This is a genomic window from Cupriavidus metallidurans CH34 (genome assembly GCF_000196015.1).
Taxonomy (GTDB): domain Bacteria; phylum Pseudomonadota; class Gammaproteobacteria; order Burkholderiales; family Burkholderiaceae; genus Cupriavidus; species Cupriavidus metallidurans.
In genome coordinates, this window is sequence record NC_007971.2 from 34,130 (window position 1) to 55,980 (window position 21,851).

A 21,851-nucleotide genomic window follows, 5' to 3' on the forward strand; every position below is an offset into this window, starting at 1 on the left:
GCAGTCGCCCACGCCAAGAGGATGTATAGCCTTGGTGCAGCTCAAGGCTTCTAGTCGCTGGCAACTCTAACTCTGACGAAGGATCTCAAATGAGCTCACAAATTGTGAATAGCGCGAGGGCAGTAATCGGTGCCAGTGGCACTATCGACGGTTCCGAAGCTCCGACTTTCGCTGTGTTTGACATTGATCGCGCGTTCATAGCAACGGTCAGTCGTCTCATCAATCTATGCAACGAGCACAAGCTCACTGAAGCTCGTACGGTCCACTACCCAGCTTGGGGACCCGGCTGGATCGAGGAAGAGCTGAAGCTCCAGAACGGCGAACTGGTGGTGCAACCCAACGGAATCTTCCGGTTCACGGACTATCCCAAGTATGGGGGCTACCTTATCCAGACGGCAGATGTCGACTTCAATCAATTGCGAAGCAAGTTCGATTCCGCAGTTGATGGCGAAGTTCTTTTCCTCGCCAAGGAACCCTATGTTCGCCAGTACTACGAACAGGAATACGAACAATCTGCGCGCGAGCTCGTTCCTTCTTGAGCAAGGCGTGATTTAGCCCATGGCCCGCTTCTCCCCTCGGAGGTTGCGGGCCTTTTGTTTTGCAGCTCTCGCTTAGTGCCACGCCTGCCTACAACAAACGGTGTCATCCCCGGCGCCTGGTGATTTATCTCCCCCTGTTTTCCATAACAAGCCCGTAAGGCTCCAAACCGCCAATCCGGCGGGACACCTTTGTTATGCCCAACTCAACCGTTCAAGGAGATGTACTCATGATGAAATCGACTCGTTCCTTTGCAATTCTGGCAGGCTTGGCAGCATCGTTGGCGCTCGCTGCTTGCGGCGGTGGTGGTGAGGATGCGGTAAAGCCGGATTCGGCGCCGATTATCTCGACTCCGCAGCCTGGTAACCCGTCGAACCCGACTCCGGCAGAGCCGGCGCAGCCGGCTGGTCCTACGACGCCGTCCAATCCGTCGGGTCCCACGACGCCTGGTCTGACGGTTACCGGCAGTGCATCGCTGGTTGGCTCGCAGAATGTTACCGCGCTGTTTGCCGGCACTGCACTGAAGCCGACGGGCTTAGCTGGGAACTTCCTTTCGGCTCTGACTGTCCCTGCGACCGCGCAGGCAGTTACCGCAGAAGGGGCGTACACCACGCTGGGAGCCAGCAATGGGGCAATGTCGGTGAAGCTGTCCGACGTCGCTGAAATCGATGATGTGGCCGGCAACGGTCAGTATGCGATCGGCCGCTGGAAGGTTGGCTCGTTCGACGTCACGACACCGACGGTCAACAACACCCAGACGCTCCGGGCCAACCAGGCTGCGCCGTATGCAGTGGGCATCCCCCTGGATCTGTATTCGGGCCCGAGCACCGGCACGCTGGCATGCACCTACGAGGCATCGACGAAACCGACGAGCTTGGATGGTTCGATCGCCGCTGGCACCTTCAATGGTGCGGGCAGCTCGGCGATCATCAACCTGGCAACGAAGGTGATCACGCTGAATCTGTCGCTCGATATCGGCGCAGACCATGGTGTGACTGTGTCGAAAGCCAACATCTTGGTGGACATGCCGACCACGGGCGGTGGTTCGTCCGTGATTGCAGAGACGGTTGGCTCGGACCTGAGCAAACCCTATCTTGTGATTGCGTACGGTACCGTTACCCCGACCAGCGGAGACGTGGGAGGCCTTGCGGTCTTCCGTTGCCAGTAACTGTTGTTCAGCACGCCGCGGAGCTTCTCCGCGGCGTTTTTTCCTTTGCTGCCCGGGGCGTGGCGTTACCCCGGGGTAATGTTCCTTGCAAAGGGTGCCATCCTCATGTCTAATAGTCCCATACCGACACACATCGGTCTCAGATTCTCCTCTGAGGTTGGGAAGCGATCGAAAGGTCGCACTTGCAGTCGAAGGCCCGCACGATTGAAAGATCGTGCGGGCCTTTGGCTTTCTAGGCTCCAGCGATTGTCTGCGACAGTCCCGGCCTCCGCCGCACGCCGGGAGCTCTTCTTGGCAAATCTAAAGATGTAACGTATGATCCATAACGCGTAGCGATACGTGGTACGTAAATATACTGGACCTGTCATGCAGCAGCCGTTCATCAAATCTCTGTTGTCTTCCCTGGGCTTTAGGAGGGCAGTCGGCGATCAAAATCCTGAACCACTAGCCACGGATGTTGACCTGAGCGATCTGACAAAGGTTGTTTCTACCCTGATGTCTGATCTGGATTTGCGAGAGGCTGACGCTTCCAAGGATCTGCCCACTAGGCTCAAGGCTGGCCTGCGGGACTGCCGGAAGGCGGTCGCCTCTCTGCTTTCGGAGCTCAAGACGGTCAAGCGAGACCTTTCGGAGAGCCGGGGAGAGATCAGGCGATTGCAAGACGAGGCGAGAATGCGTCAGGACCGGCAGGATTGGTGCTCGCCCGCGCTAGTGGAATTTCCGCCTGAGACGCCAAAAGGAATCTACGAAACTACGCTGAAGGTTCTACGTGGACTTATTGGTGGTGGCGCATCGTTATCGGACGCAAGCAACGCGGACAGGTTTCCAGTGCCAGAGATCTGGACGCTGTACTGGTGCTTGGTCCATGCCTCTCATGCCGCGGTGAAGGCCGCGAAGGTCGCGAAAGACGAGAACGGAATCTCTAGGGATTTCTTGGCGAAGTTGGAATCTGAAACGAGAACGTCGCCGATCTGTACGAGAGACGGTGGGAAGCTCCAGGTCGCTTACAACGCCATCTTCGAGCAAAGCGAACCCGGAATGAAAGAGGCCGCTGTCGGCGCCGATATTCTGCTGATTGTTGCTGGACAAGGACTGGTGCCAAATGGGTTTGCTCGCCTTTTCTGGATACAGGCAAAGAAGGCAAGATCGGGCCAAAGCCCGTTCACCCTTAACTATGCTCAGGAAAATGGCGATGGGTTGCAGGTTGACGCGCTTTCCAAGGTGCACGAGCCTAGTAAAGGAGCATTCGGGTTGTACATGCAGTACTCGAAGGACCTACCGTATGTTCCTTCGGTGCTGGTAGGCCGGTTGCCTCGCGGGAAGCAACAGCCCCTCACAGCAAAACTGTCCGATCTCGGCATCCGTCTACCAGAACTGCTGGTGGGCCACGCCATCGTTGCCTCCGAGAAATTTGGGGCGTTCGCAGATACAAGCGAGATCCTGGCCTACCTTGATGACGTTGCGGAAAAGAAGCCACTCTTCATTGTCTCGGTCACAGCGGAAAGAGCGATGGAGTTGAGTCAGGAGCTAGCCGGCAATCAGTTGCTCTCGACGGTCACGGACCACTACCTCCAACGGTTCGGGCTTTCGCCGGAACCTGAGAATGACCGCGAAACTCCCTCGCAAGACCGTGGCATGGACTTCGACAGGTGAGTGCAGCCTTGCTGACTACGCTATCAGAGCAAACAGACTGAGTTGAAATGAAGATATCCAGCGAGATCAAAGACCAGGCGAAGTACCTCGAGTCCTATGTGGTCCTGGACACCGTAACCGCGGCGGGTAAGTTCGCGGTAGGCCTCGGCATTGGCAATGTCGTACGCGAAGGGCTGTATCTGACGCCCGTTGGGCAGGCGGCTTACGAGCGATTGAAGGAGCTCGGCAAGGGCTCGCCTCAGCTGATCGATGTGGCATCCAAGTTCAAGGCAAAGGAACTCGTTCGCCAGGCTTTCCTCAAGGCCGACGCCGGCGGCTCGATCTTCTTCGTTTGCAGGGAAGGCATCTACGACACGGTCTACGACCTTCTGAACGTCATAGGCTCCAGCACTGCAGCAGCGGCGTAACGGACCTTCGAAATGGATACACAGTGTCTTGATGACGTCGCCGCTGCCGGAGAGCCGGCCGGACGGTCTGAGCAGTATCTGGTCGGATGGCGCTTTGGCGACTGGTATTTGCAGCAGGGCGGTGACCCTGATGGCCGAGCGAGCGAACTTTGGTCTGCCGAAAAAGCCAGTGGCTTCCTTGACCGGTTGGCCTTGAGGGTTGAGTCGCCAAAGCGCGGCGCTGCCGGCGGGTCAGCGCAGGCCGAGCCAGGCCGGCCAGATGCCGAAGTGTCCGCCTTCGAGGTCTTGACCTCCGCCCATGGCGACAGCGTCTGGGTCAACTGGGCCGATGGCAGTTGTATTGCCCGCTTCAGTAAGCGATTTGGCATCGACGTGCACGCCGGCGGCGAAGCGCAGATAGCCGGAGCTCCCCAGTGTCTCTTCTGCGCTCACGGCGTTGCCGGCCTAGAGCAATGGCACACGTTCCGCCAGAAAGTGCGCGAGCACCATGGCATCGATGTCCCAAATGACGCGATCGCCTTCGCCGGCGAATGAGCCGAGCGAACATCATCGATTCTCACACCGTCTTCTCGAAGCATCCCCACCGTAACGCCGTTCCGACTCGATAGCCTACAGTGCTCTGCACATGGTGCGTCTGATGCGCAAAAAATTGCTTGTTGACGTATCGATACGTGTTATGTAGCATAAGAAGCGTTGAGTAACCGAAAAGGTTGATGCCCACCATGACTGCCCTTGTTGCTGCCCGTGTTGCCCTCGTGATCTGTGCCTTCATCTTCCTGATCGCTTTCCAGCGCCGGAAGCGCCTTTTCACCGTGAAAACGGGTAACGCCTCCTCCGTGCCCCCGGACTTCGATGCGTTTGTGACGGATCTGTTGGTCGAAAATCGACTGACTCTCGTTCTGAGCGGCTTTTTCGCCACTCTCTGCCTCGTGTACGTCGTCTATACGCTGTTCGTGCCTGGCGCCGCCTGACCCCTTTCTCCTCGTATCACCGCTTGCCCGCGTTATGCGGGCTTTTTTTCGCTCGAACATCGTGCGTCTTCCACTGAGTGTGTATTGCTACGCGATATGAAGCGAGATAGGTGGAAATGTACTTGCCCAGGAGGGAAACATTGAAGTCAGTTCGCAGCCTGATCAAGGCAAAGGATGGGGCGGTGCGCTTTTGCGGCGTGGAAATGCCGCCGGAGACCGTTGATGGCCTGCGTGCAGTGCGCCGAGCGGCGTATGCCGCGTCACAGTTGACCGAGGAATCCTGTCGGTCGTTGCGGATGCTCGGTCTCATTGAGCCAGCTGCAGGCGCAAGTACGGGGGAAGGGGGCGATGCCATGCGTGATGGCGCCTCGCTGAAGCTCACCGTGTTGGGTGCCCTGGTGTTGCGCGTACTCGAAAGGCCGGAGGCTATTCGCGAGGATACAAATACGACTGTATTTCCAGCAGATCCGGCCGTCTATGCGCTGGAGGCCAGTGCGGCGATCGCGCTCAGCAGGCTGTTTGCCGACAGGCGCGAAGAAACTCTGGCCATCGAGCTTGCGTTCCAAGCAGGCTATGCCAGCTACCCAAACCCTGACCCTTCACCGTTGGTCGCCGGCGATATCGCACTGGCGAAGAACTGGAAGGCCGGCTGGGGCCAACGTGAGTATGAGTTGCGACCGCTCACGCGAGAGGATCTTCAAGCCAAGATCCGCGAGATGTCGGCGCTGGCTAACCAGGGATGTGGCCAGTTCTACGAGCTCTACGAGCAGCGATTCACCAGCATGGTGGATGGATGGCTCCCAGATCTGCGAGACGGCGAAAGGGCGGTTGCTCTTGAACTGTTGAAAGGAGAGTCGTATTCCCCTGATGCCGATGGGCACTGGACTTATGACGCCGAGGAGAACGACATCCACTTCGTGCCCAAGGACGGGGCTCGATGATGGCCATCGTGTTCATTGAAGGCGGCGCGGTGGATCGGATCGTCGTGCGGGGGAACTCCATCCAGGGCGTGCACTTTGAGGAGGCTGCCTATGTGGCGTTGGCCGAGTACCAAAAGTACTTGCCGAAGGCCCGCGCAGTCCCGATCATCAGCACGCTGTCCCAGCCTCGTGCTTCGACGCCGACGGCCGTCGCTGCATCGCCTGCCTATGTGGCGGAACTGGCGCCCCTGGCGCTGGGTGACTCAGCAGTTGACGCGAGCATCCGTGCGGCCATGTCAGCCGGCGTTGTCCTGAACTCAGTCGATGCTGACGAGATCAGGACGGCAATGGCCAAGTGCGATGATCTGACCAGGCGAGCGACGCGGCTGTTGCGCCTAGCGTCGGACCCGATGAGGAAGGGAAACGCGTTCCCCATGGGGGTCGGGTTCACGAAAATGACGAAGCGGGCATCCCAGCGTATCGACGCCTCTGTCCGACGTGCCGGCGAAGCGAGCGAGTTGCTTCGTCGAGCTGACAGCGCCCGCCGCTACGCGGAAGGCCTGCTGGCCGGAGAGAACACCTTTGCCGCTCGGCAGCGAGCGACCGCGGCGCAGGAAGAACTGCAGCGTCGGGTCGTTGGCGAACTTCTTCGGTGGGCCAAAGGGCGATCCATACTGAAGTTGGGCGTATTGCGCGTGAACCGCGATGGGGCGGGGTATCCCGTATCCTTTACGGTTTCTGGTGGCAATGTCTCGGCCGGCTTTGGCGACAAAGTTGACGTCGTTCGCGCGTTCTTTCGCGGTAACAAGGAGGCGTTTTGCACTCTGGTTGACCAGTTGCGCGGGTCTGAGTTGGCTGGCGTAGGTCAGACCTAACTACCTGATGGCCACCGTATCCTCTCGATACGGTGGCTTCTTTCTTCAAGGTTCGTGCTTTGCGTTCCGTGAACTTGACCAAAGATACAAGCGACATTTGATCACGGCTGATTGCCATTACCTTGTACCAAGACAACGTGGAGCACCATCGTGAGGAAGATTCTGATTCTGGCAGTTCAGCTTGCAGGAGTACTTCTGTGCGGCCAGGTATTCGGAGCGTCGATCGACGAAACCGTAGGCATGGTTGCGCAGACTCGCCAGACGACGGTCGCGACCATCAACGGACGCGACGCCGAGATCATCTATGTCGGTCGGTTCGGGGACTGTGACTCCGTGGCGGTGCGCTCGGGAAAGCACTATCAGCATTTTCGGGTGTGCAGCGGTAAAGTCCAGGCCCGTAATACCGTGGCGCCAAGTTGGGCCGACGATCAGGGCAGCCAGCGAGTTTTGGCTGCAGTGGTTCGGAACGCGATCTTCTACGGCCAGTCTGCGCAAGTGGACGAGAACGGGTACCTCATTACCGCAAGGACGCTAGGGGCGGTAGAGGCCTCCTGCAAAAATGTTGAGGTCGTCATCAGTTATGATGGAGACCTGGTCGACAGAGGCCTCAAGCGGATCTGCGGCTGATATCCGCTAAGTCCAAACCTGGAGTGCCCCTCACCACAACGGTTGAGGGGCATTCTCTTTTTTCCCTCCTCTAGAACCCCTTGAGGGCCAGTCAATCTACGCACTCATGTCGAGCATCTCCTCCCTGCAAGAACAACCCTTACAGGAGCAGGCGTTATGGCACAAAAAATTGTACGTTGGCGTTCCAACTATCGCGGCGAGGCCCGGTTCGACGTCGTTGCTGGACCTCTGGCCGGCGAGACGGTAGCGGTGCGGTTCCTGAAACCGGACTACTACGAAAAGGACTTCCGTGACAACGCTGGCGGCGTCTTCCTGCCGGACTGGGGGGTCTACACTCGAGAAGTGATGTCATCCGTTGGTATTGTCCGCAGCACGCTGCATCCCGCGGGTTTGCCGACTGACATCGTGGAAGCCGTGAACGCCGATTTCGACGATCTCCGGGCGTCTTCCGATCCCGGGATCTTCTTCGGCCCCTTCTTGAACGGTCGCTACGACCCGCAGGTTGGCTGGGTCGCTCACTGATCCCGCTTTCGTAACCCCATCGACCCACCAGGTGACTGCTGTCAACTGGTGGGGTTTTTCATTCGGCCGGCCACAGTGCGGCCGGGATCTTACTGCTGCTGTTCCACATCGCCGGACACTATCCAACCCGTCCATGCCCATCGCGTTCCGACTCAGGAACCGGTGGGCATTTTTTATCTGTCGCGCACGACGCCCGCGAGCGCCTCGGCGCCGGGCGGATGGCTGGGCTCCCCGTCGCGGGGGGCGGCGGGCGGTGGTGGTCTACAACAATCAACGCGGGGGGCGGTGTTCAAGACTTAGTCGCGCCTGTTCCTCATCACTCCGGGCAAGTCCAACTTCCATCCGGAGATCCCAAATGCAAGACCAGTTCTATGTTCTTTACTCGCCCACCGAAGCCGCGGCTCTGACCGATGCTACACCTGGTGAGCACGGGGCCGGCTTCTGGTCGGCAGAGGATGGCTGGTCGAGCTTTGACAAGGCGACCCGTTACGCTGCCGGCCTGCGCGAGATTCTTCCGTTCCCGAAGAGCCTTGGCGACGATGCAGGCTGGGTGCTCGTCGACAGCATCCTGTTCCTGGCGCTGGCGAAGCGCTACTCGGAAGATCCGCAGCTTTCCGAGCAGCTTGATCGCCTTGCCGATCGTTATGCCGACGAGGTTATCGGCGGTCACCCGGAGCGTTTCAACTCCGTGGAGATCCAAGGCGTACGCAATGAGCACTCTCCGCGAGATGCCGGCGGCGGCATCGTCGAGCTCGACAACGTCGATCCCCAGTTCTATTCCGTCTATCTGCACTACAAGCCGGAAGAAGAATGTGGGAGCGATTGCGTTGGCGACTTCGCCACGTACGAAGGCGCGGTTCAGTATGCCAACGAACTCGCCGAAGAGAATGGATGGGCAATCCTTGATCTCGTCACCGAGCACGGCAGGACGCCGCGGTGGGAGCCAAGCCATTCCGTTCCGCGCGTGCTTCCTGTGCGCGGTCGTCATGACCTCTCCGTTCAAATCTAACCAACACACTCTTCCCAATCCTACGGAAAGCTCGAGGAGGGCTCCCCAGCCTGGCTGCGAGCGACCTTCGACACTGAACACCCAGATCATCCCAGGTCGGCGTGGCGATCAGAGGTAGCAAACGATGACACCCTGCTCGGATATTGGGAATGGGTGTTCCACAGCATCGAAGGCGCAGCAGTCTGAGTCCGGGGCAAACAGCCTGGCACCGCGGCTGAGGCACCCACCCGCAACATAACCACGTGCTGGCTACCAGCACACACGGCCGCTCACTATGTGAGCGGCATTTTCTTTGCGCGTTCCTGATCTGCATTCCCTTCTGCAAGGGTTTTCCACTTAACCGCCAAATGCCTCGCACCCCGTGCGGGGCGAGCGGCTGGCTATCAGGAGCAAAGAAATGGTTGACACAAAGACGATCGAGCTGTTCAGGCGTGACGAAATGGTCTTCACCGTGCAGGAACTGATCGAGAAGGCCTTGGCAGCGATCGGGGCCCTGTTCGCCGGCGGCCATCCGATTATTGTGGCCTACAGCGGAGGGAAGGACAGTTCTGTGGTGGCTGCCTTGGTTCTCCACGCGGCAGTTTTGGCAAAGGCGTCTGGGGGCAATCCACTGGTCATCGTGACGACAGGGGATACTGGCGTCGAGTCACCTGAGTCCCAGTCCTTGTACCAGGCTGAGACGGCGAAGATGCGGCGGTTTGCGAAGGATCACGGCGTTCGGCTTCTTACGAAGACGGTTCAGCCCACGCTGCTCTCGACCTGGCAGTTGAAGATTCTGAGCGGCCGAGGCCTTCCAAGCTTCCCGGGCTCTCAAAGTGACTGTTCTGTCGATCTCAAGATTCATCCTCAGCGCATGTTCCGACGCAAGCTGTTCAGAAAGCTTGCTCAGGAGAAGCTCCGCGAGCCCGTAACGTGTCTGGGCACCCGCCTGGACGAGGGCCAACGCCGCGCCGCTGCCATGCTTGTCCGCGGTGACCGCTCGGACGTGCCGGTTCGCAACAAGGACGGCGAGCTGATCCTCAGTCCGGTTCGGGTATGGAGCACCGACGATATATGGGAGGCCATCGCAATCTACGGCGGTCAGCAGTACCCATCGTTCTCGGACTTCGAAGAAACGAAACGCGTGTATGCACATTCCTCAGGCACGTCGTGCGCAGTTGTCGCTGATGCAATCTATGAGGGCGGCGAGAAGCGCGGGAAGGGCGGCTGTGGTGCTCGACTCGGGTGCCACGTGTGCCAAGTTGCGGAGGACAAATCGCTCGCCAACATGATCGAGTACGACGCGCGCTATGCTTACGCCAAAGGGCTGAACCTGCTGAACCGTTTCATCCGCAATACTCGGTATGACTGGCAGAGGCGGCATTGGGTGGGGCGGACGATCAAAGAGGGTTGGGTCACAATCCAGCCGGATACTTACCATCCTTCAATGATTCGTGCGCTCACGCGCTACATGCTGCAGCTGGACTACGACGAAGAGTTGCGTGCAGCGAGTGCTGGTGAGCAGCCGAAGTTCAGGCTGCTTCCGCTGGATGTCATGATCGCTGTGGACGCAATGCAATCTCTGAACGGCGTGGCCATGCCATTCTCGGTCTGGGCAGACCATCGGGACATCAGGCAACGAGGAGTCCGCTACGATGTGCCAGATGTGCCGGCAGTCAAGCAAAGCCCGATACCTGTTGCGCGGTTCCTGCATGTTGGCAAGGAGTGGGATTCGACGGCTGGCAATGCAACATGGACTGGCCTGCGTGACCCGTATTTTGAGGCTCTCACCGAGAGAAGTGGATGTGCGCCGGAGCTGACGACCCTACGGGACGGAAAGCTTGCGTGGGCCGTGGAGACGGAGCCTACTTTCTCGGTGGACCTCGAGAGTGCCTGCTTTATCGAGGACTTCGAGGTGGACCGATTGCTCCGAATGCATGATCAGGGAGTGATGCCGGGCGGAGTTACCACAGGGTACCTTTGGTACTTGTCTTACGGGTGTCTCTCCCTGTCACACGCGCAGCAGAACGAACACGATGCGATCTGCCGTCGTACCGCACACAAGGATCGTCTCGGTATTACCTGTGAGTACGACATAGACGCACTCATTGGTCGGTCGGTCGGGTTTGCCGATTTACCGCCTGAAGCCCGGGTTGCATGGGGCGGGAAGGCGACAACGGCATCGGCACAAGTCGATCTCTTGTTCAATTAAACACTCCCCGGGGGCGTATCCACGCTGCCCGGGGATTTTTCTTTTCCGGTACGCTGTGGCGCGCATGGTGATCGGGCAGCGGGCCGCCGCAGAGGAGGGTTACGGCAAGGTGGCGTCCCCTTTCTGTTCTCCTGATCTACATCTCTTCTCGCAAGGACTTCCCAACAACCCCCAGGGCGTTCCGTGCCTTTGGGGCGCGGGCGACTGGATATCAGGAGCATATTGTGCTGAATGCAATCTCGAACGAAACGACAGCTGGACTTGAACTGGCGGTTGCACTGGAGCTGTTCTGTGTAACTCTGGATTGGCAGCCTGGCGACGACGAGCAAGGCGACTACTCGGTATCCGTCTGGGCAGTCGACGAGGACGATGCCATTCGTCAGGTGGCAGAAGAAATGGCTGACTCCGGCGAGAAGAGCTTCGAGACCGAGGCAGAACGTGTGGCGTACATCCAGTGCGTCATCGACGGAGCTGGACAGTATGCCGCGGAACATGTCAAGAACAGGTTGCTCAGTGATCTCGACAATCTGCTGAAGAACGATCGTCCGGAAGCACTGAAGGCAATCAAGGCCATCTTGGATGGTGCAGATCCAGCTGGCAGCACGACGCCGGCGGCCGACGATGCAAAGCGGAGCGATCCGCCTGCGCAGTAGGCACTGCGCATTTCAAAACTCGTCGCATCGACTAGCACTCTAGTAGTGCAACTCAGAACCCCGTTCATCCGAAAGATGAGCGGGGCTTTTTGTTTTTGGCCGGAGCTTCTGGTTGTGGACGTGTGTGACTCATTCCCATTGGCAAGGACAAGGGGGAATGCCCCTACCAACCCTACCAATGGAGTAAACAGCATGATCGAATCCGCAAACACCGAAGTGAATGGCTTTTCGTCAACAAAGCTGCCGGTCGACCGTGACCTGATCAAATCGCAGCGCCTTCTCAACATGATTGAGGTTGTGGAAGTCCTCCATGCCCCGGACGGTGAGCGAACGCTCTGGCAGATGCTGGTTGACGCCGGCGCTGACATCGATCGAATCATTTTCCGAGATGTCGATGACCTCCAGGCCGAACGTGCGCCTGCCCTGCAGTTTCGCGTGGATACCTCGAAACTGAAGGGTTTTTTGGTCCTCGAGCATGCCCCTGGTCAGCACGGACTCCGTATTTTGGTCCAGACTGAGGGAACGATGGTGCTGAAGGTGGTCCATGCGGGGGTTCTCCTGCGCGACCTCGCGACGAAAATCGCTCACCTGATCGACGACGGTACCCGCCGGAACGAGCCCGCTAGCCGCGTGATCGTAAAGGAGTAACCCATGGCCCCGGCGCACATAGTGCCCGGGGTTTTTCTTTGTCTGGAGCCATCGCGGCGGGGCGGCGGCTCCCTCCTGCGGCAACTCGTGCGTGCTGCCGGGTATGCCGCGATGTTGATCATTCCGGCATATCAGGCCAGATCCGAGGCCTCAATTCTTCAGAAGGAACAAGAATGTCTACCTCCAGGCAAGTCGATTTTCAGGAGCTTTGTCCTCATTGTGGGCAGGATTGCCTTGCAACGTTGTATGAGGACAATTTTGGGTACGAGTCCTCGGCGGCGCATTGTCACGGCTGCGGCTACCGAGTCGCGGTCGATATCGGAGATGGTGGCGGCGTAGACGCAAGTATCCAGACGAACAAGCTTGGCGGCATGATCGTCTCAGGCTGCATCGTGGACGGAGAGTCATGCTGCTCGATGACGCTTGGGAGCCTGATCGGAGGACAGACAATGCGTGATCGCGAGATCAGCAATGGCAGTCCCCCTGCCTGGTTCGCCTTTGTCGACGATGTTGGCGTAACGGTCCTTCGTGGCGCTCCTGCCGACGATCCGGCCTTTGCCGATATTGTCCTGGACGCGCGGAAACGGCTCGACGAGCTGGAAGTCGTCGCCGACGAGCAGCTTCAGGACATTCCTGAGCCTGTGGCACTCTAACCAACGACGGCCCGTCCACTCTCGCGAGTGACGGGCCATTTTCTCTTCTGATCGGCCGGCTTGTGTGCACCTGCGCTTCATATCAAGAGGCAAGGAGTAGAGCCTGCACCAGGCTAGAATTTCTCGAACAGGAGATTGATATGGATCACACCTTTGAAACTGGCGCCGAGATCGAGGGTTTCCTACGATCGGAGGGCCTTACGGATGCCTCGACCGGAGGAGGGTACTCGGGCTGGTTCCTCGAGCTCCAAGGGCAATCGGGACCCTGGCAGATCATGATCTCTGACTGGACGACCGATAGCACCAACTTGCAGCCGGGCAAACCCATCGGAATCGCGCTCTACGCACCCGGTGGTGTCGAAACACAAGCCGAGGTGTTGCCCAATGCCGATGGCTTGCGGGATGCGCTGAAGCGGTTCAAGGATGCCGGCGTACAGCAGTTCGGTACCGTCTAAGGCTGAGGAGCTAAACATGGTCATCCGTGCCAAGGCAGGTACAACGTTTGTCTACGAACTCAATGGCTTCCGCCTAACTGACCATCTGGTCAACGGAGAGTGGGTCACCGTCAAGGTTGAACCGCTACCGGCATAACCTGATCGCACCGCGATCGCAGCCTCCAGCTCACGATGTGTGACTGGAGGCTTTTCTTTTTTTGAGTACCGCTCCGTGTGAAACATCTCCTACCTGTCAGGCCATCGCAAGTGGCCTCTTACCCAGGAGATCGATCATGAGCCATTTTTCCAAAGCAGTAGACCGCCGTTCCCGCCGTGCGATGACGGAATTCTTGTCCTCGCACTTCCGCTACCACACCGCTGGCAGCCACAACCGCAGTACTTCGTATGCCCACTGCATCAAGGTCGACCGGCTTGGCTTGAACCGCGAGCAAACCGACGCCGCGTATGACATGCTGGCGGCGGAGACGTACTGGGATCGCATAGATGATCCCATTCGCGAGTTCACCCACTCCATGCACGGGATGTACACGATCGGGACGAACGGGCGCTCCGGTGGCTATTTGGTCCTCTATCGCAGTGAGTACAAGAGCACGGAGCATCTGTCCTTCTGCCGGTCGTGCGGCCAGCGGAACTTCAGGCGAGTCGCTCCTACCTTGGACGGCGCGGAAGGCATCATCGGCGCCGAAATCCTCCGCAATGGGGGCCTCTGGCACGACGACGTCTACCTCGGTCAATCGGCCATCCAGGCGATCGCGCTCTCGGACACCGAAAAGCTGGCCATGGTTAGCAAGCTCAAACCGCTGTTGAAGGACTGTTCCGCGGACAACCGTTGCGGCGTCTGTTCGGCCACCGGCGATCGCGGGCGCGTGAACTACGAAAAGTCCCCGGTCACGCTTTCGCACTGGCCAATGCGTCCCATCGACCAGGATGCTGATTTCAGTGACATGAGCATGGACGAACTGCGCTCGCGCGTCGACGTCGTCACGGCGTTCGATGCTGCGTGCGATGAGATTCGCGAGAATTTCATCGAGTTGCTGTCTGACTTCGCGCCGGTTGAACGAACCATCATGGTTCCCAAGACCGTCACCGTCCTCGAGCGACGCGCGGCTTAACCGCCCAGCCCACCGGACCAATGTCTGGTGGGCTTTTTCTTTCTGATTGGTCACGGCCCGGATCTATACCTGCTTGTAGGGCATCACCCCTTACCAGGCATGTGGAGAGTCGGGGCGCCCTGCGGCCCGTTCCTCCAATCCAACCACCGCCCAACCGTCCTCACAGGGCGGCCCCAAGGGCATCACCAAGGATAGATGATGCGAACCGACAAGCAGGTTGTCGAGCAGACGAACGAGTTGGCCAGACAACTCTACGAGTTGCTGGGCTATCACGTACGACAAGGGTATCGCTTTGACAAGGCCACCCATCCTCATGAGGTCGAGGCATGGCGTGGCGCCTGTGCGGCGCAGCGTTTGCTGACCGACACGGACCCCGAGGATGCACTCGCAAACGTGGAGGACTGAATCTACTGGTTTGGCATCGTCCACGGCAGCTATCAAACGCCTGTAGAGACTCGCCCTGTGGCAAGCACTTACGGCACAATTCCCGAATCGGAGAAAGGCACAGAAATGAAAACAATCGAGACTGGCAAGCATGCGGGCTGCGTGCGTGGTTTTGTCCATTCTACGGAGGCCTGGTATCACCGCGGTAAGACATCCGTGCTCGATGAAGTGTTGTTTGGCTTCTATGCCCCGGAAGGCGGCACCACCGGGGAGATGCGCGTGGTGTGGCGAGAGCTTGGTCGCGACATCGTTCCAGAACTCACAGTCTTTGACGACGCATGGGCGGCGCTGGCGGAATTCGGTGACCTTTTGGCATTGATGTCCGCCGCAGACGCCAAGCACGTAACGGGCAAGCAGTTCTGCGAAATGCTCGTGCAATGCGGCTTTGTCGACATGACCGAGCGGGTCGAGGGGGAACGTCCCTGGCTGCAGAAGGCCTGAACCCAAGTCTGATCCAAACCAACCCCGGTTGCTCTCTCGAGCTGCCGGGGTTTTTCTTTTGTGGCCCGCTTTCAGGTACGAGGCCTTGTGGCCAGTCCCGAAAGCCACCAGGACGGGGCGCGATGGTACACATTCGCCCGATGCCACGCGAGGTACTTGCACATATCTGCGTCGGGCTGACGCAACCTGAGCGCCCCCGTTAAGACCGAGATGCCACGGTAGCGACAGTAGTCCCCGTACTCGGACGACATGAGTAGGCAGCCATCGTCATCGAACGACACCAAGCCGCTGCAAAATGCCATGTCGACATGGGTGGCGAGCAGTAAAACGTTGGATAAGTCCATCCGTTCTGCGTCGGTGCAGGCGGACCAAGGCTTGAGGTGGGTTACGCAAAGTAGGGCGGGGTCCCCAAGCCCAGTTAAGTCGCAGCGAGTCACGTGGAGTCGGAGCAGGGCCTTCCTGATCAAATCCAGGCCTACTTGCTGTCTCGCAAGCTGGTCGGCCTCAGACTTGGCGGGAATATGGGCCGTTGCTTGTCGGAACTGGTGCAACAACGAGGCTTCCGTCTCAATCTCTGCTATGGAGCTCGGAGGAATGGCCACAAGCGAGTTTGAAGCTTCAGCCGGCTCCGCAGCTGGCAACGCCACCATCCGAGGCGGCGACATTAGTATGGCCGCACCTTCCCGATAGAGATCGTCTGGGTTCAGGAGGCCTATGCGGACATCGTGATAGTGGCCCAGGAAACTCAGCGCTTCGTGCGTATTGGCAAACCCAATCCCGAGCCAGTCGGCGCCACGTTGATGGCCCGCATAGCGCTTAGTGACGGCGAGTTGTCGGGTAATCCACGCCGTAATCTTCCGCGGGCGGGTGGCCGTCGACTCGATGCGCTCAGTACAAATGGCGAGCTCCAACTGGTGGCCGGGCAGCGTAGCGGACCAGTAGAGCGAGCACGCCAGCCTCCCATGCCGCATCAAGCCCACGCCGTCGCTCAGGCCACGTTGTGCCGGCGCCAAGAAAGCGATCTCTGCCTTCTTGACGATGTGCTCCCAGCAAGAGGGGACGACGGGAACAGTCATTCAAACCCCTGGTTCGGTCGGGATGTTTCACGAGCCTCCGCGGTGCTCCGGGTCACCGGAGACTCGGCTGCAGCCCCCAGCGCAACACCAGAACTGCCACAGCAACAAGACGACATGGGGGGGGAAGGGCAAGTAACCCATCCTCTTGTTCGGTTAGATGGCCCGCGGCCGAGCGACCGTTCGATTTCTTGCAGGCCGCCGTCAGCGCACGTGTAGGCCAATTTCCACCGCATGGCTACAACCTATAGGCTGCAGATCAATCGACACCGGCCTACGAAAGCGTTGCAGATCCCCATCAATGCCGCGGACAAAACAGCAGATTCCGGCGGGGGAAACGGCAAATATGTGCCGTTATTTGCACCCAAATGTATAATGTAGCTAACAGTCAAGCGTGAAGCACCCCTCCACACATCCCGCGAGCGCACATGGCCAACAAGGAAATCTTCGAGCCGAAAACCGTCGACTGGCAGAACGACCCCACGCAAGCTTTTGACGGCTGGCTCTCCACGCTGAAGGGCCGCCGAAAGGATGCGCCGCAGCTGAAAGTCTCCTCAGTTGAGATCTACAAGCTGCAGTGGGGGAAGTTCCTCGCGTTCCTGGACCAAAGGAAGATCCTAGTCACCGAGACAACTGCGAAGGATGTCTCAGATTTTCTTTCGACACTGGCCAACACCAACGCGTCAAGCCAGCGGGAACGATATCGTGCTCTCCTTGAGCGGGTATTCAAACACCTCCTCGGCGCCGATGCAACGACCGACGAGCGGCTCAATCCCGCTAGCTGTTCGTCCCAAGGGATAGAACCGGGTAGAAAGAATTTATTGAATACAGCGCTGCAGATGGGCTTCCTGCGCCGTTCTGAGTACGACATACTGGTCTCCCATCTGAACAGCCCGCTCAAACCAGCAACCGACATCACCGCACACCGCAAACAACTACGCGACCGCGCCATGGTGGCCGTGTTTCTCGGGGCAGGCCTGAAGGTTCACCAGGCATTGAGCCTGACTGTTAGCTGCATCGAGACGAAACGTGCCGTACAAATCACCGTTCAGGAAGAGGATTCGAAGTTCTTTCACCAGGTGCGCGTCATGCCGTTCGCGGCGGATCTGCTCAAACGATGGTTGGCGCAGCGACGGAAGTGGGAGCGCGAATGCCTGAAGAAGGGCCGCAAGGTGGGCGATCTGGTTTTCCCGGCGGAGATTGTTGATCCCGACCGGCTGCAGGCCCTCGAGGAAGATTCTCCGGACGCAAAGCCCAGCGCCGGCTCATGGATCGACCTCCTCGATACAGAGGGGGCTGCAGGAATCTCCCGGCGTGGCCGCAATGGCACCGGTACCCGGTTGGTTGGGCGTGCGATGAACTCGGTCATGGCACTGCGCGTATGTGAGGCGGTCATGCAGGAGTCGGGGGTGTACACGAGCCAGGAGGGCGCCGCTGCCGAGAGCATCAGCCCCCAAATACTCCGGAACAGCTTTGCCGCGGCTCTTTTTGCGTCAGGCGAAACGACGTTGGGCGTGCAGAACCAGCTGGGGTTCGCGGAAGAAATCTCCGCTGCGCGACTGAAAGCCGCGTGGGATTCCTGGCGCAGCTTTGGCAATGACTAGTGACTCGCCGGCAAGTCGCCGCCCCCCCGTCCGGCATCGCGGCAGCCACGACGCCACGTCATGCACACGAAATAGGCCAGCCGAGCGGCTCAAAGCCGCGTGGGATAGCTGGCGCATATTCTCGCCGGCCCGATTCTTCAGGGGTTGACGGCCGCCGGCGCGATCCCCCGTGCCAGTTCGGAGACGAGGGCGGCCATCCTGGAGCAATGCCCGCGCTTTTCTGGCGCAATATCCGCCAGTTCCGACGCCCATCGCTTGTAGCGAATGAATGTAGACGGCTTCAATGCAGCGAGCCTTTCCATCTGACCCGAGTCCGAGACCACGACCGCGCTGACGATGCCGTCGCCCAAGAGCGAGGCAATGCCGTAGTCCTCAAGCTCCGCGCTCTCGTCGTTGAGCAGCCTGCTTGGGGCTCGTTTGCCTGGAAGGGTAGTTCCCAAGCCGGCCCCAATGATATCTATCGTCAGGCCCGCAGCGTTCAACGCACTGAATCTCCCGGCGTGGCCGACCAACTCCTCAAACGTCTCATCGACCTCCCGCAGAGCATCAATCAGAGCCTTTGGTGTCAACGCGCCGGCAGCTAACAGTTGCACCCGCTTACCAAAGAGCCGGTGCCGGGATGCGTCCGTGATGATGGCACCGGCGGCCGATGCGTAGACCAGACAGGCATAGTTTCCGATTGCTACCAATCGATCCCCGAGCTCCATCTGCCGGAGAGCCCGCAGAAAGGAAACCAGCGTTGAAGGCGCATGCTGGCCTGCGAACAGCGTCTTGTTGGTGCCCTCCACCGATAGCATGCTCGTGCGCAAATCGGCAACGCGCTGCGCCGTTTGCTTTTGCCCGCGCCAGGCATAGAACCCGTCCGCATAATCTGAGAACGCCTTGGAGGCAATGCAGTAGTTGGCGAACTCCTGCGCTGTCATTGTCCGAATGTGGAAGTCGGCCACCGCCTCGGCATAGACGATCTGCCGCATCCTCGGTGTCTCGCGCTCCGATGCTCGCAATGGCTCGGATTCAGGATGGCGAGTGGTCGCTGGCCTGGCCTGTTCCTGGTCCGTTGACGGCTCAGGCTCCAACCCCGCAAACCGCCGCAGGTGAAGGCGCTGCTTGTCCGACAACGTGCCCTTGGGGATATCAATACTGACGTGAAGGACCAGGTCCCCGGACCCATCCCCGCTCCTCAGCCCTTGCCCAGCAAGCCTGAGGTACTTCCCGGCGCGTGTCCCGGCGGGAATCTTGATTTGGAGATCGCTGCCCAAGACTTCGAATGTTCGGGTGGCACCAAGCATTGCGTCGATGCAATCGATTCGGATCTCCGTGTAGACATTCAGTCCCCGAACGTGGCCAAGCTTGTGCTTCTTGACTTGAATGATGCAGTAGAGGTCTCCTGGGGCGCCGCCGTTGAAGCCTGGGCCGCCTTTCCCAAGTAGCCGGAGGTTGCAACCATTGTGCGTCCTTGCCGGCACCGTCACTTCGAATAGATGATCCCTCGATAGGTAGCCGCGTCCTGTACACCAAGGGCAGCGCGTCCTGGCCCTAGCTCGGCCCCTACCACTACACGCGTAGCAGCCAATACCGCCGCATTCAGGACACTCCGTCGTGTATGCGTGGAAAAGGAAGCCAGTCCCGTCGCAAAGCGGGCAGTCGTCATCGGCGAGCCAGCCGACTCTCACGTACCCACCACGAAGCACAGTCTGCACATCGGTAGTGGCCTTCACGAACAAGTCGCGGCCGTGCTCCGGGGGCTTTGGTGGGGGGCTGCGCCGCGAGGATTGGCGTTGATGCCGGCTCGGTCCAGAATCGAAATCGTCATCGCCGTCGGCTTCGTCGTCTGCCGCGAAGCCGCCGAACCCTGTGCGCGCATCGTAGGCCTGCTTGCGCGCGTCATCGGACAGAACGGCGTAGGCGCGATTGATGTCCTTGAGCCGCTCTTCGGCCAATTTCCGCTCGGCTTCCGGGGCCTTGGACAGTCGATCCGGATGCCACTTCTGGGCAAGGCGCCGGTACGCGGTGCGGATAGTTGCCGCATCAGCGTCAGGGCTGACTCCCAGCGTCTGATAGTGGTTCTCCGACATCCCAGGAACGTGTGTCTTGTGGGCCAAAGCGGAAGCGTGGCACAAGCGCGCAATATTGCATAGGGTGTCTCAGATTGCGCCATGGCGTGGGTCCTGGCCGGCGGCAATCGCAAGCCCCAAAGAAAAAAGGCCATCGGGAGAACCCGAATGGCCTTTTCACATCATCGGCGGACGTGCCGATCGGCCATCGAGTGGCGATAGAGCACGACTACCAGCAGCAGAAGCGCCGCGTTTCGATTCAAGGTGCCAAGGAGGACATTCATTCCCGAAACTTCCGCCATCTCCGCACGCATCCGAGGATGAATGCAGAGGAGGGCGATCATGACAAATGACCCCGGCATCGCAAGGAATGCCGCGAAGGCTAGCTTTTTCATCGTGACTGACTCCGTTATCTGTTACCTCGGAGATGCGGTACACGACCTTGTATCTCGATTGCAGGTGGGTGATCTGCATAGCCAAGCATCACGCAAACGCTCCCCACCTCAAGGAGATACAGATGAATGAAGCCCTTCCCACCAAGCACGAACTTCGCCGTCAGATGCATGAAGCGCTGGGCAGTTGGCTGTATGCCCGTCGCGCGACGAGTAAAACCAAGCAGGAGCGAGCCGAACACGTCCTCGACTACCGTCGCCGGCGGAATCAGCTTGCGGCAGGGATGTACCGCGAGGAAGTCAATGCACGCGGGAATACCGTCCATCGCGATCTGGATGCGGATCTGGCGCTCGGGTTTGTTAGCCGGGATCGATACGTGTATGACAGCAAGCTCTGCGGCGCCGGCTGGCAACAGTACGACACCGACCAGGATGCCCCTTACTTCGGGTGTTGGGTCAACCTCGAAAAGCGTTGGACCATGTGCTACGCCGAAGGCGACCGGATTCTGGTGAAATGCCCCAGCGAGGAATCGCTGAAGGCCGAGCTCGCCGACATGGATCGGTTCTATGGCCGGGCTCCTGCCGCGTTCACCTTGTTTGCCTCCGGTGGGCAGGCAACCCAGCTCGTATGCGAACGACCATCGGTCACACCCTGATCCGTCAAGCCTCTACGCCCCCGTGTTATTCACGGGGGTTTTGTTTTTCTGCGCGGCCATTAGCTGACGCTGTGAGCCATACCCGATCACAGACCAACGCAAAGGAGGCTTTCGTGATCACCTGGCCTGACCTCAGGATTCCCCCCATCAACCTCTGGAATGCCCCCAGGGTGCAGCTCCCCAGCACCGTTCCCACACATAGGGCGCAACCGACCAACGGGCACCGAGGGCAGTTTCGCCCCGTCACTGCGGAGATCCAACAGCTGCTCAAAGCCCGATGACCTGCCATATCAATGAACTGCACCACCGACGCCCTGGCTAGCAAGACAGCCGGGGCGTTTCCTTTTCCATCCACCCCATAGCCCCGTCACCAGCTGCCGCCTTCTGCCCTATGCGCACTGCGCATTGCGCATTGCGCATAGCGTGCGCTGGCCGTGGATACCCGACCCGCCTCCGCGTCCTGCCCGACCTCCCACCGCTCACCAGGTTACAGCCACCTGGTGGTCATCACCTGGCGTACGGCCATCGCAAGTGGCTCCTTTCAACCTCAGGAGATGACACATGAGCAAGCAATTGGAAACAATGGAGATTCGGACTCTCGGCGAGAGGCGCGGCAACCCACGCCTCTGGATCGATGGGGACCAAGCCATGAGGGGAGGTTTTGCCCCGGGCGTGGAGTTCAACCCCAAGGTCGACAAGGAACGGTGCATGCTCACACTCGAAGTCGTTACGAGCGGCGGCGAGCGTGTGGTTTCCAAGAAGATCGTCCGCGATCGTGAGATCCCG

At 59.3% G+C, this 21,851-nt stretch carries 24 protein-coding genes; 21 read left to right on the forward strand and 3 right to left on the reverse strand.

Going from position 1 to position 21,851, the window contains the following annotated elements; translation table 11 throughout:
* The first annotated feature begins 89 nt into the window (after positions 1–89).
* The 19 genes from RMET_RS29865 (at position 90) to RMET_RS29955 (ending at position 15,286) form a co-directional block, all read left to right on the forward strand.
* The gene (locus RMET_RS29865) at positions 90–539 is read left to right on the forward strand and encodes a hypothetical protein (RefSeq protein ID WP_011514800.1); all 450 of its coding nucleotides are present in this window, start codon (positions 90–92) and stop codon (positions 537–539) included.
* Positions 540–766: 227 nt separating this feature from the next.
* Positions 767–1,705, forward strand: coding sequence for a hypothetical protein (locus RMET_RS29870; protein WP_228026875.1), 939 nt, complete (start codon positions 767–769; stop codon positions 1,703–1,705).
* A gap of 366 nt (positions 1,706–2,071) precedes the next feature.
* A complete protein-coding gene (locus RMET_RS29875; RefSeq protein ID WP_035884192.1) occupies positions 2,072–3,358 on the forward strand; it encodes a hypothetical protein in 1,287 nt (428 codons plus the stop codon).
* A gap of 47 nt (positions 3,359–3,405) precedes the next feature.
* A complete protein-coding gene (locus RMET_RS29880; protein WP_011229310.1) occupies positions 3,406–3,765 on the forward strand; it encodes a hypothetical protein in 360 nt (119 codons plus the stop codon).
* A 12-nt stretch (positions 3,766–3,777) separates the two neighbouring features.
* Complete coding sequence (locus tag RMET_RS34325) at positions 3,778–4,299, forward strand: hypothetical protein (RefSeq protein ID WP_011514803.1); 522 nt, start codon at positions 3,778–3,780, stop codon at positions 4,297–4,299.
* A 179-nt stretch (positions 4,300–4,478) separates the two neighbouring features.
* The gene (locus RMET_RS29890; protein WP_231138524.1) at positions 4,479–4,736 is read left to right on the forward strand and encodes a hypothetical protein; all 258 of its coding nucleotides are present in this window, start codon (positions 4,479–4,481) and stop codon (positions 4,734–4,736) included.
* 140 nt (positions 4,737–4,876) lie between these two features.
* The gene (locus RMET_RS29895; protein WP_011229313.1) at positions 4,877–5,677 is read left to right on the forward strand and encodes a hypothetical protein; all 801 of its coding nucleotides are present in this window, start codon (positions 4,877–4,879) and stop codon (positions 5,675–5,677) included.
* A complete protein-coding gene (locus RMET_RS29900; RefSeq protein ID WP_011229314.1) occupies positions 5,674–6,531 on the forward strand; it encodes a hypothetical protein in 858 nt (285 codons plus the stop codon). The genes RMET_RS29895 and RMET_RS29900 overlap by 4 nt, the downstream gene beginning before the upstream one ends.
* Before the next feature lie 150 nt (positions 6,532–6,681).
* Positions 6,682–7,158 carry a hypothetical protein gene (locus RMET_RS29905; protein WP_228026876.1) on the forward strand — a complete coding sequence of 159 codons (477 nt, stop codon included), beginning with the start codon at positions 6,682–6,684 and terminating at the stop codon, positions 7,156–7,158.
* Positions 7,159–7,314: 156 nt separating this feature from the next.
* Positions 7,315–7,680, forward strand: a complete 366-nt coding sequence (locus RMET_RS29910) for a hypothetical protein (RefSeq protein ID WP_011229315.1) — start codon at positions 7,315–7,317, stop codon at positions 7,678–7,680.
* A gap of 355 nt (positions 7,681–8,035) precedes the next feature.
* Positions 8,036–8,689, forward strand: coding sequence for a hypothetical protein (locus tag RMET_RS31910; protein ID WP_011229316.1), 654 nt, complete (start codon positions 8,036–8,038; stop codon positions 8,687–8,689).
* Between the two features lie 397 nt (positions 8,690–9,086).
* Positions 9,087–10,880 (forward strand): adenine nucleotide alpha hydrolase family protein, encoded by a 1,794-nt coding sequence (locus RMET_RS29920; RefSeq protein ID WP_011229317.1) that lies wholly within the window; start codon positions 9,087–9,089, stop codon positions 10,878–10,880.
* Between the two features lie 224 nt (positions 10,881–11,104).
* The gene (locus RMET_RS29925; protein WP_011229318.1) at positions 11,105–11,533 is read left to right on the forward strand and encodes a hypothetical protein; all 429 of its coding nucleotides are present in this window, start codon (positions 11,105–11,107) and stop codon (positions 11,531–11,533) included.
* 192 nt (positions 11,534–11,725) lie between these two features.
* A complete protein-coding gene (locus RMET_RS29930) occupies positions 11,726–12,181 on the forward strand; it encodes a hypothetical protein (protein ID WP_017510861.1) in 456 nt (151 codons plus the stop codon).
* A gap of 173 nt (positions 12,182–12,354) precedes the next feature.
* Positions 12,355–12,834 (forward strand): hypothetical protein, encoded by a 480-nt coding sequence (locus tag RMET_RS29935; protein WP_041240741.1) that lies wholly within the window; start codon positions 12,355–12,357, stop codon positions 12,832–12,834.
* 140 nt (positions 12,835–12,974) lie between these two features.
* Complete coding sequence (locus tag RMET_RS29940) at positions 12,975–13,289, forward strand: hypothetical protein (protein ID WP_035884210.1); 315 nt, start codon at positions 12,975–12,977, stop codon at positions 13,287–13,289.
* A gap of 272 nt (positions 13,290–13,561) precedes the next feature.
* The gene (locus tag RMET_RS29945; protein ID WP_011229322.1) at positions 13,562–14,401 is read left to right on the forward strand and encodes a hypothetical protein; all 840 of its coding nucleotides are present in this window, start codon (positions 13,562–13,564) and stop codon (positions 14,399–14,401) included.
* A gap of 195 nt (positions 14,402–14,596) precedes the next feature.
* Positions 14,597–14,806: a hypothetical protein gene (locus RMET_RS29950; protein WP_011229323.1), complete on the forward strand. Its 210-nt coding sequence runs from the start codon at positions 14,597–14,599 to the stop codon at positions 14,804–14,806.
* 105 nt (positions 14,807–14,911) lie between these two features.
* The gene (locus tag RMET_RS29955; RefSeq protein ID WP_011229324.1) at positions 14,912–15,286 is read left to right on the forward strand and encodes a hypothetical protein; all 375 of its coding nucleotides are present in this window, start codon (positions 14,912–14,914) and stop codon (positions 15,284–15,286) included.
* 71 nt (positions 15,287–15,357) lie between these two features.
* On the opposite strand, the gene RMET_RS31915 is transcribed toward RMET_RS29955, so the two are convergent.
* A complete protein-coding gene (locus tag RMET_RS31915) occupies positions 15,358–16,362 on the reverse strand; it encodes an HNH endonuclease signature motif containing protein (protein WP_011514810.1) in 1,005 nt (334 codons plus the stop codon).
* Positions 16,363–16,787: 425 nt separating this feature from the next.
* Between RMET_RS31915 and RMET_RS29965 the strand changes: the two genes are divergently transcribed.
* Positions 16,788–17,963: a tyrosine-type recombinase/integrase gene (locus RMET_RS29965; RefSeq protein ID WP_011229325.1), complete on the forward strand. Its 1,176-nt coding sequence runs from the start codon at positions 16,788–16,790 to the stop codon at positions 17,961–17,963.
* A gap of 137 nt (positions 17,964–18,100) precedes the next feature.
* On the opposite strand, the gene RMET_RS29970 is transcribed toward RMET_RS29965, so the two are convergent.
* Positions 18,101–20,038 carry a GSU2403 family nucleotidyltransferase fold protein gene (locus RMET_RS29970; RefSeq protein ID WP_011514811.1) on the reverse strand — a complete coding sequence of 646 codons (1,938 nt, stop codon included), beginning with the start codon at positions 20,036–20,038 and terminating at the stop codon, positions 18,101–18,103.
* A gap of 161 nt (positions 20,039–20,199) precedes the next feature.
* Positions 20,200–20,412 (reverse strand): hypothetical protein, encoded by a 213-nt coding sequence (locus tag RMET_RS29975; RefSeq protein ID WP_035884213.1) that lies wholly within the window; start codon positions 20,410–20,412, stop codon positions 20,200–20,202.
* 122 nt (positions 20,413–20,534) lie between these two features.
* Between RMET_RS29975 and RMET_RS31920 the strand changes: the two genes are divergently transcribed.
* Positions 20,535–21,065 (forward strand): hypothetical protein, encoded by a 531-nt coding sequence (locus tag RMET_RS31920; RefSeq protein ID WP_011229327.1) that lies wholly within the window; start codon positions 20,535–20,537, stop codon positions 21,063–21,065.
* Positions 21,066–21,851: the final 786 nt, after the last annotated feature.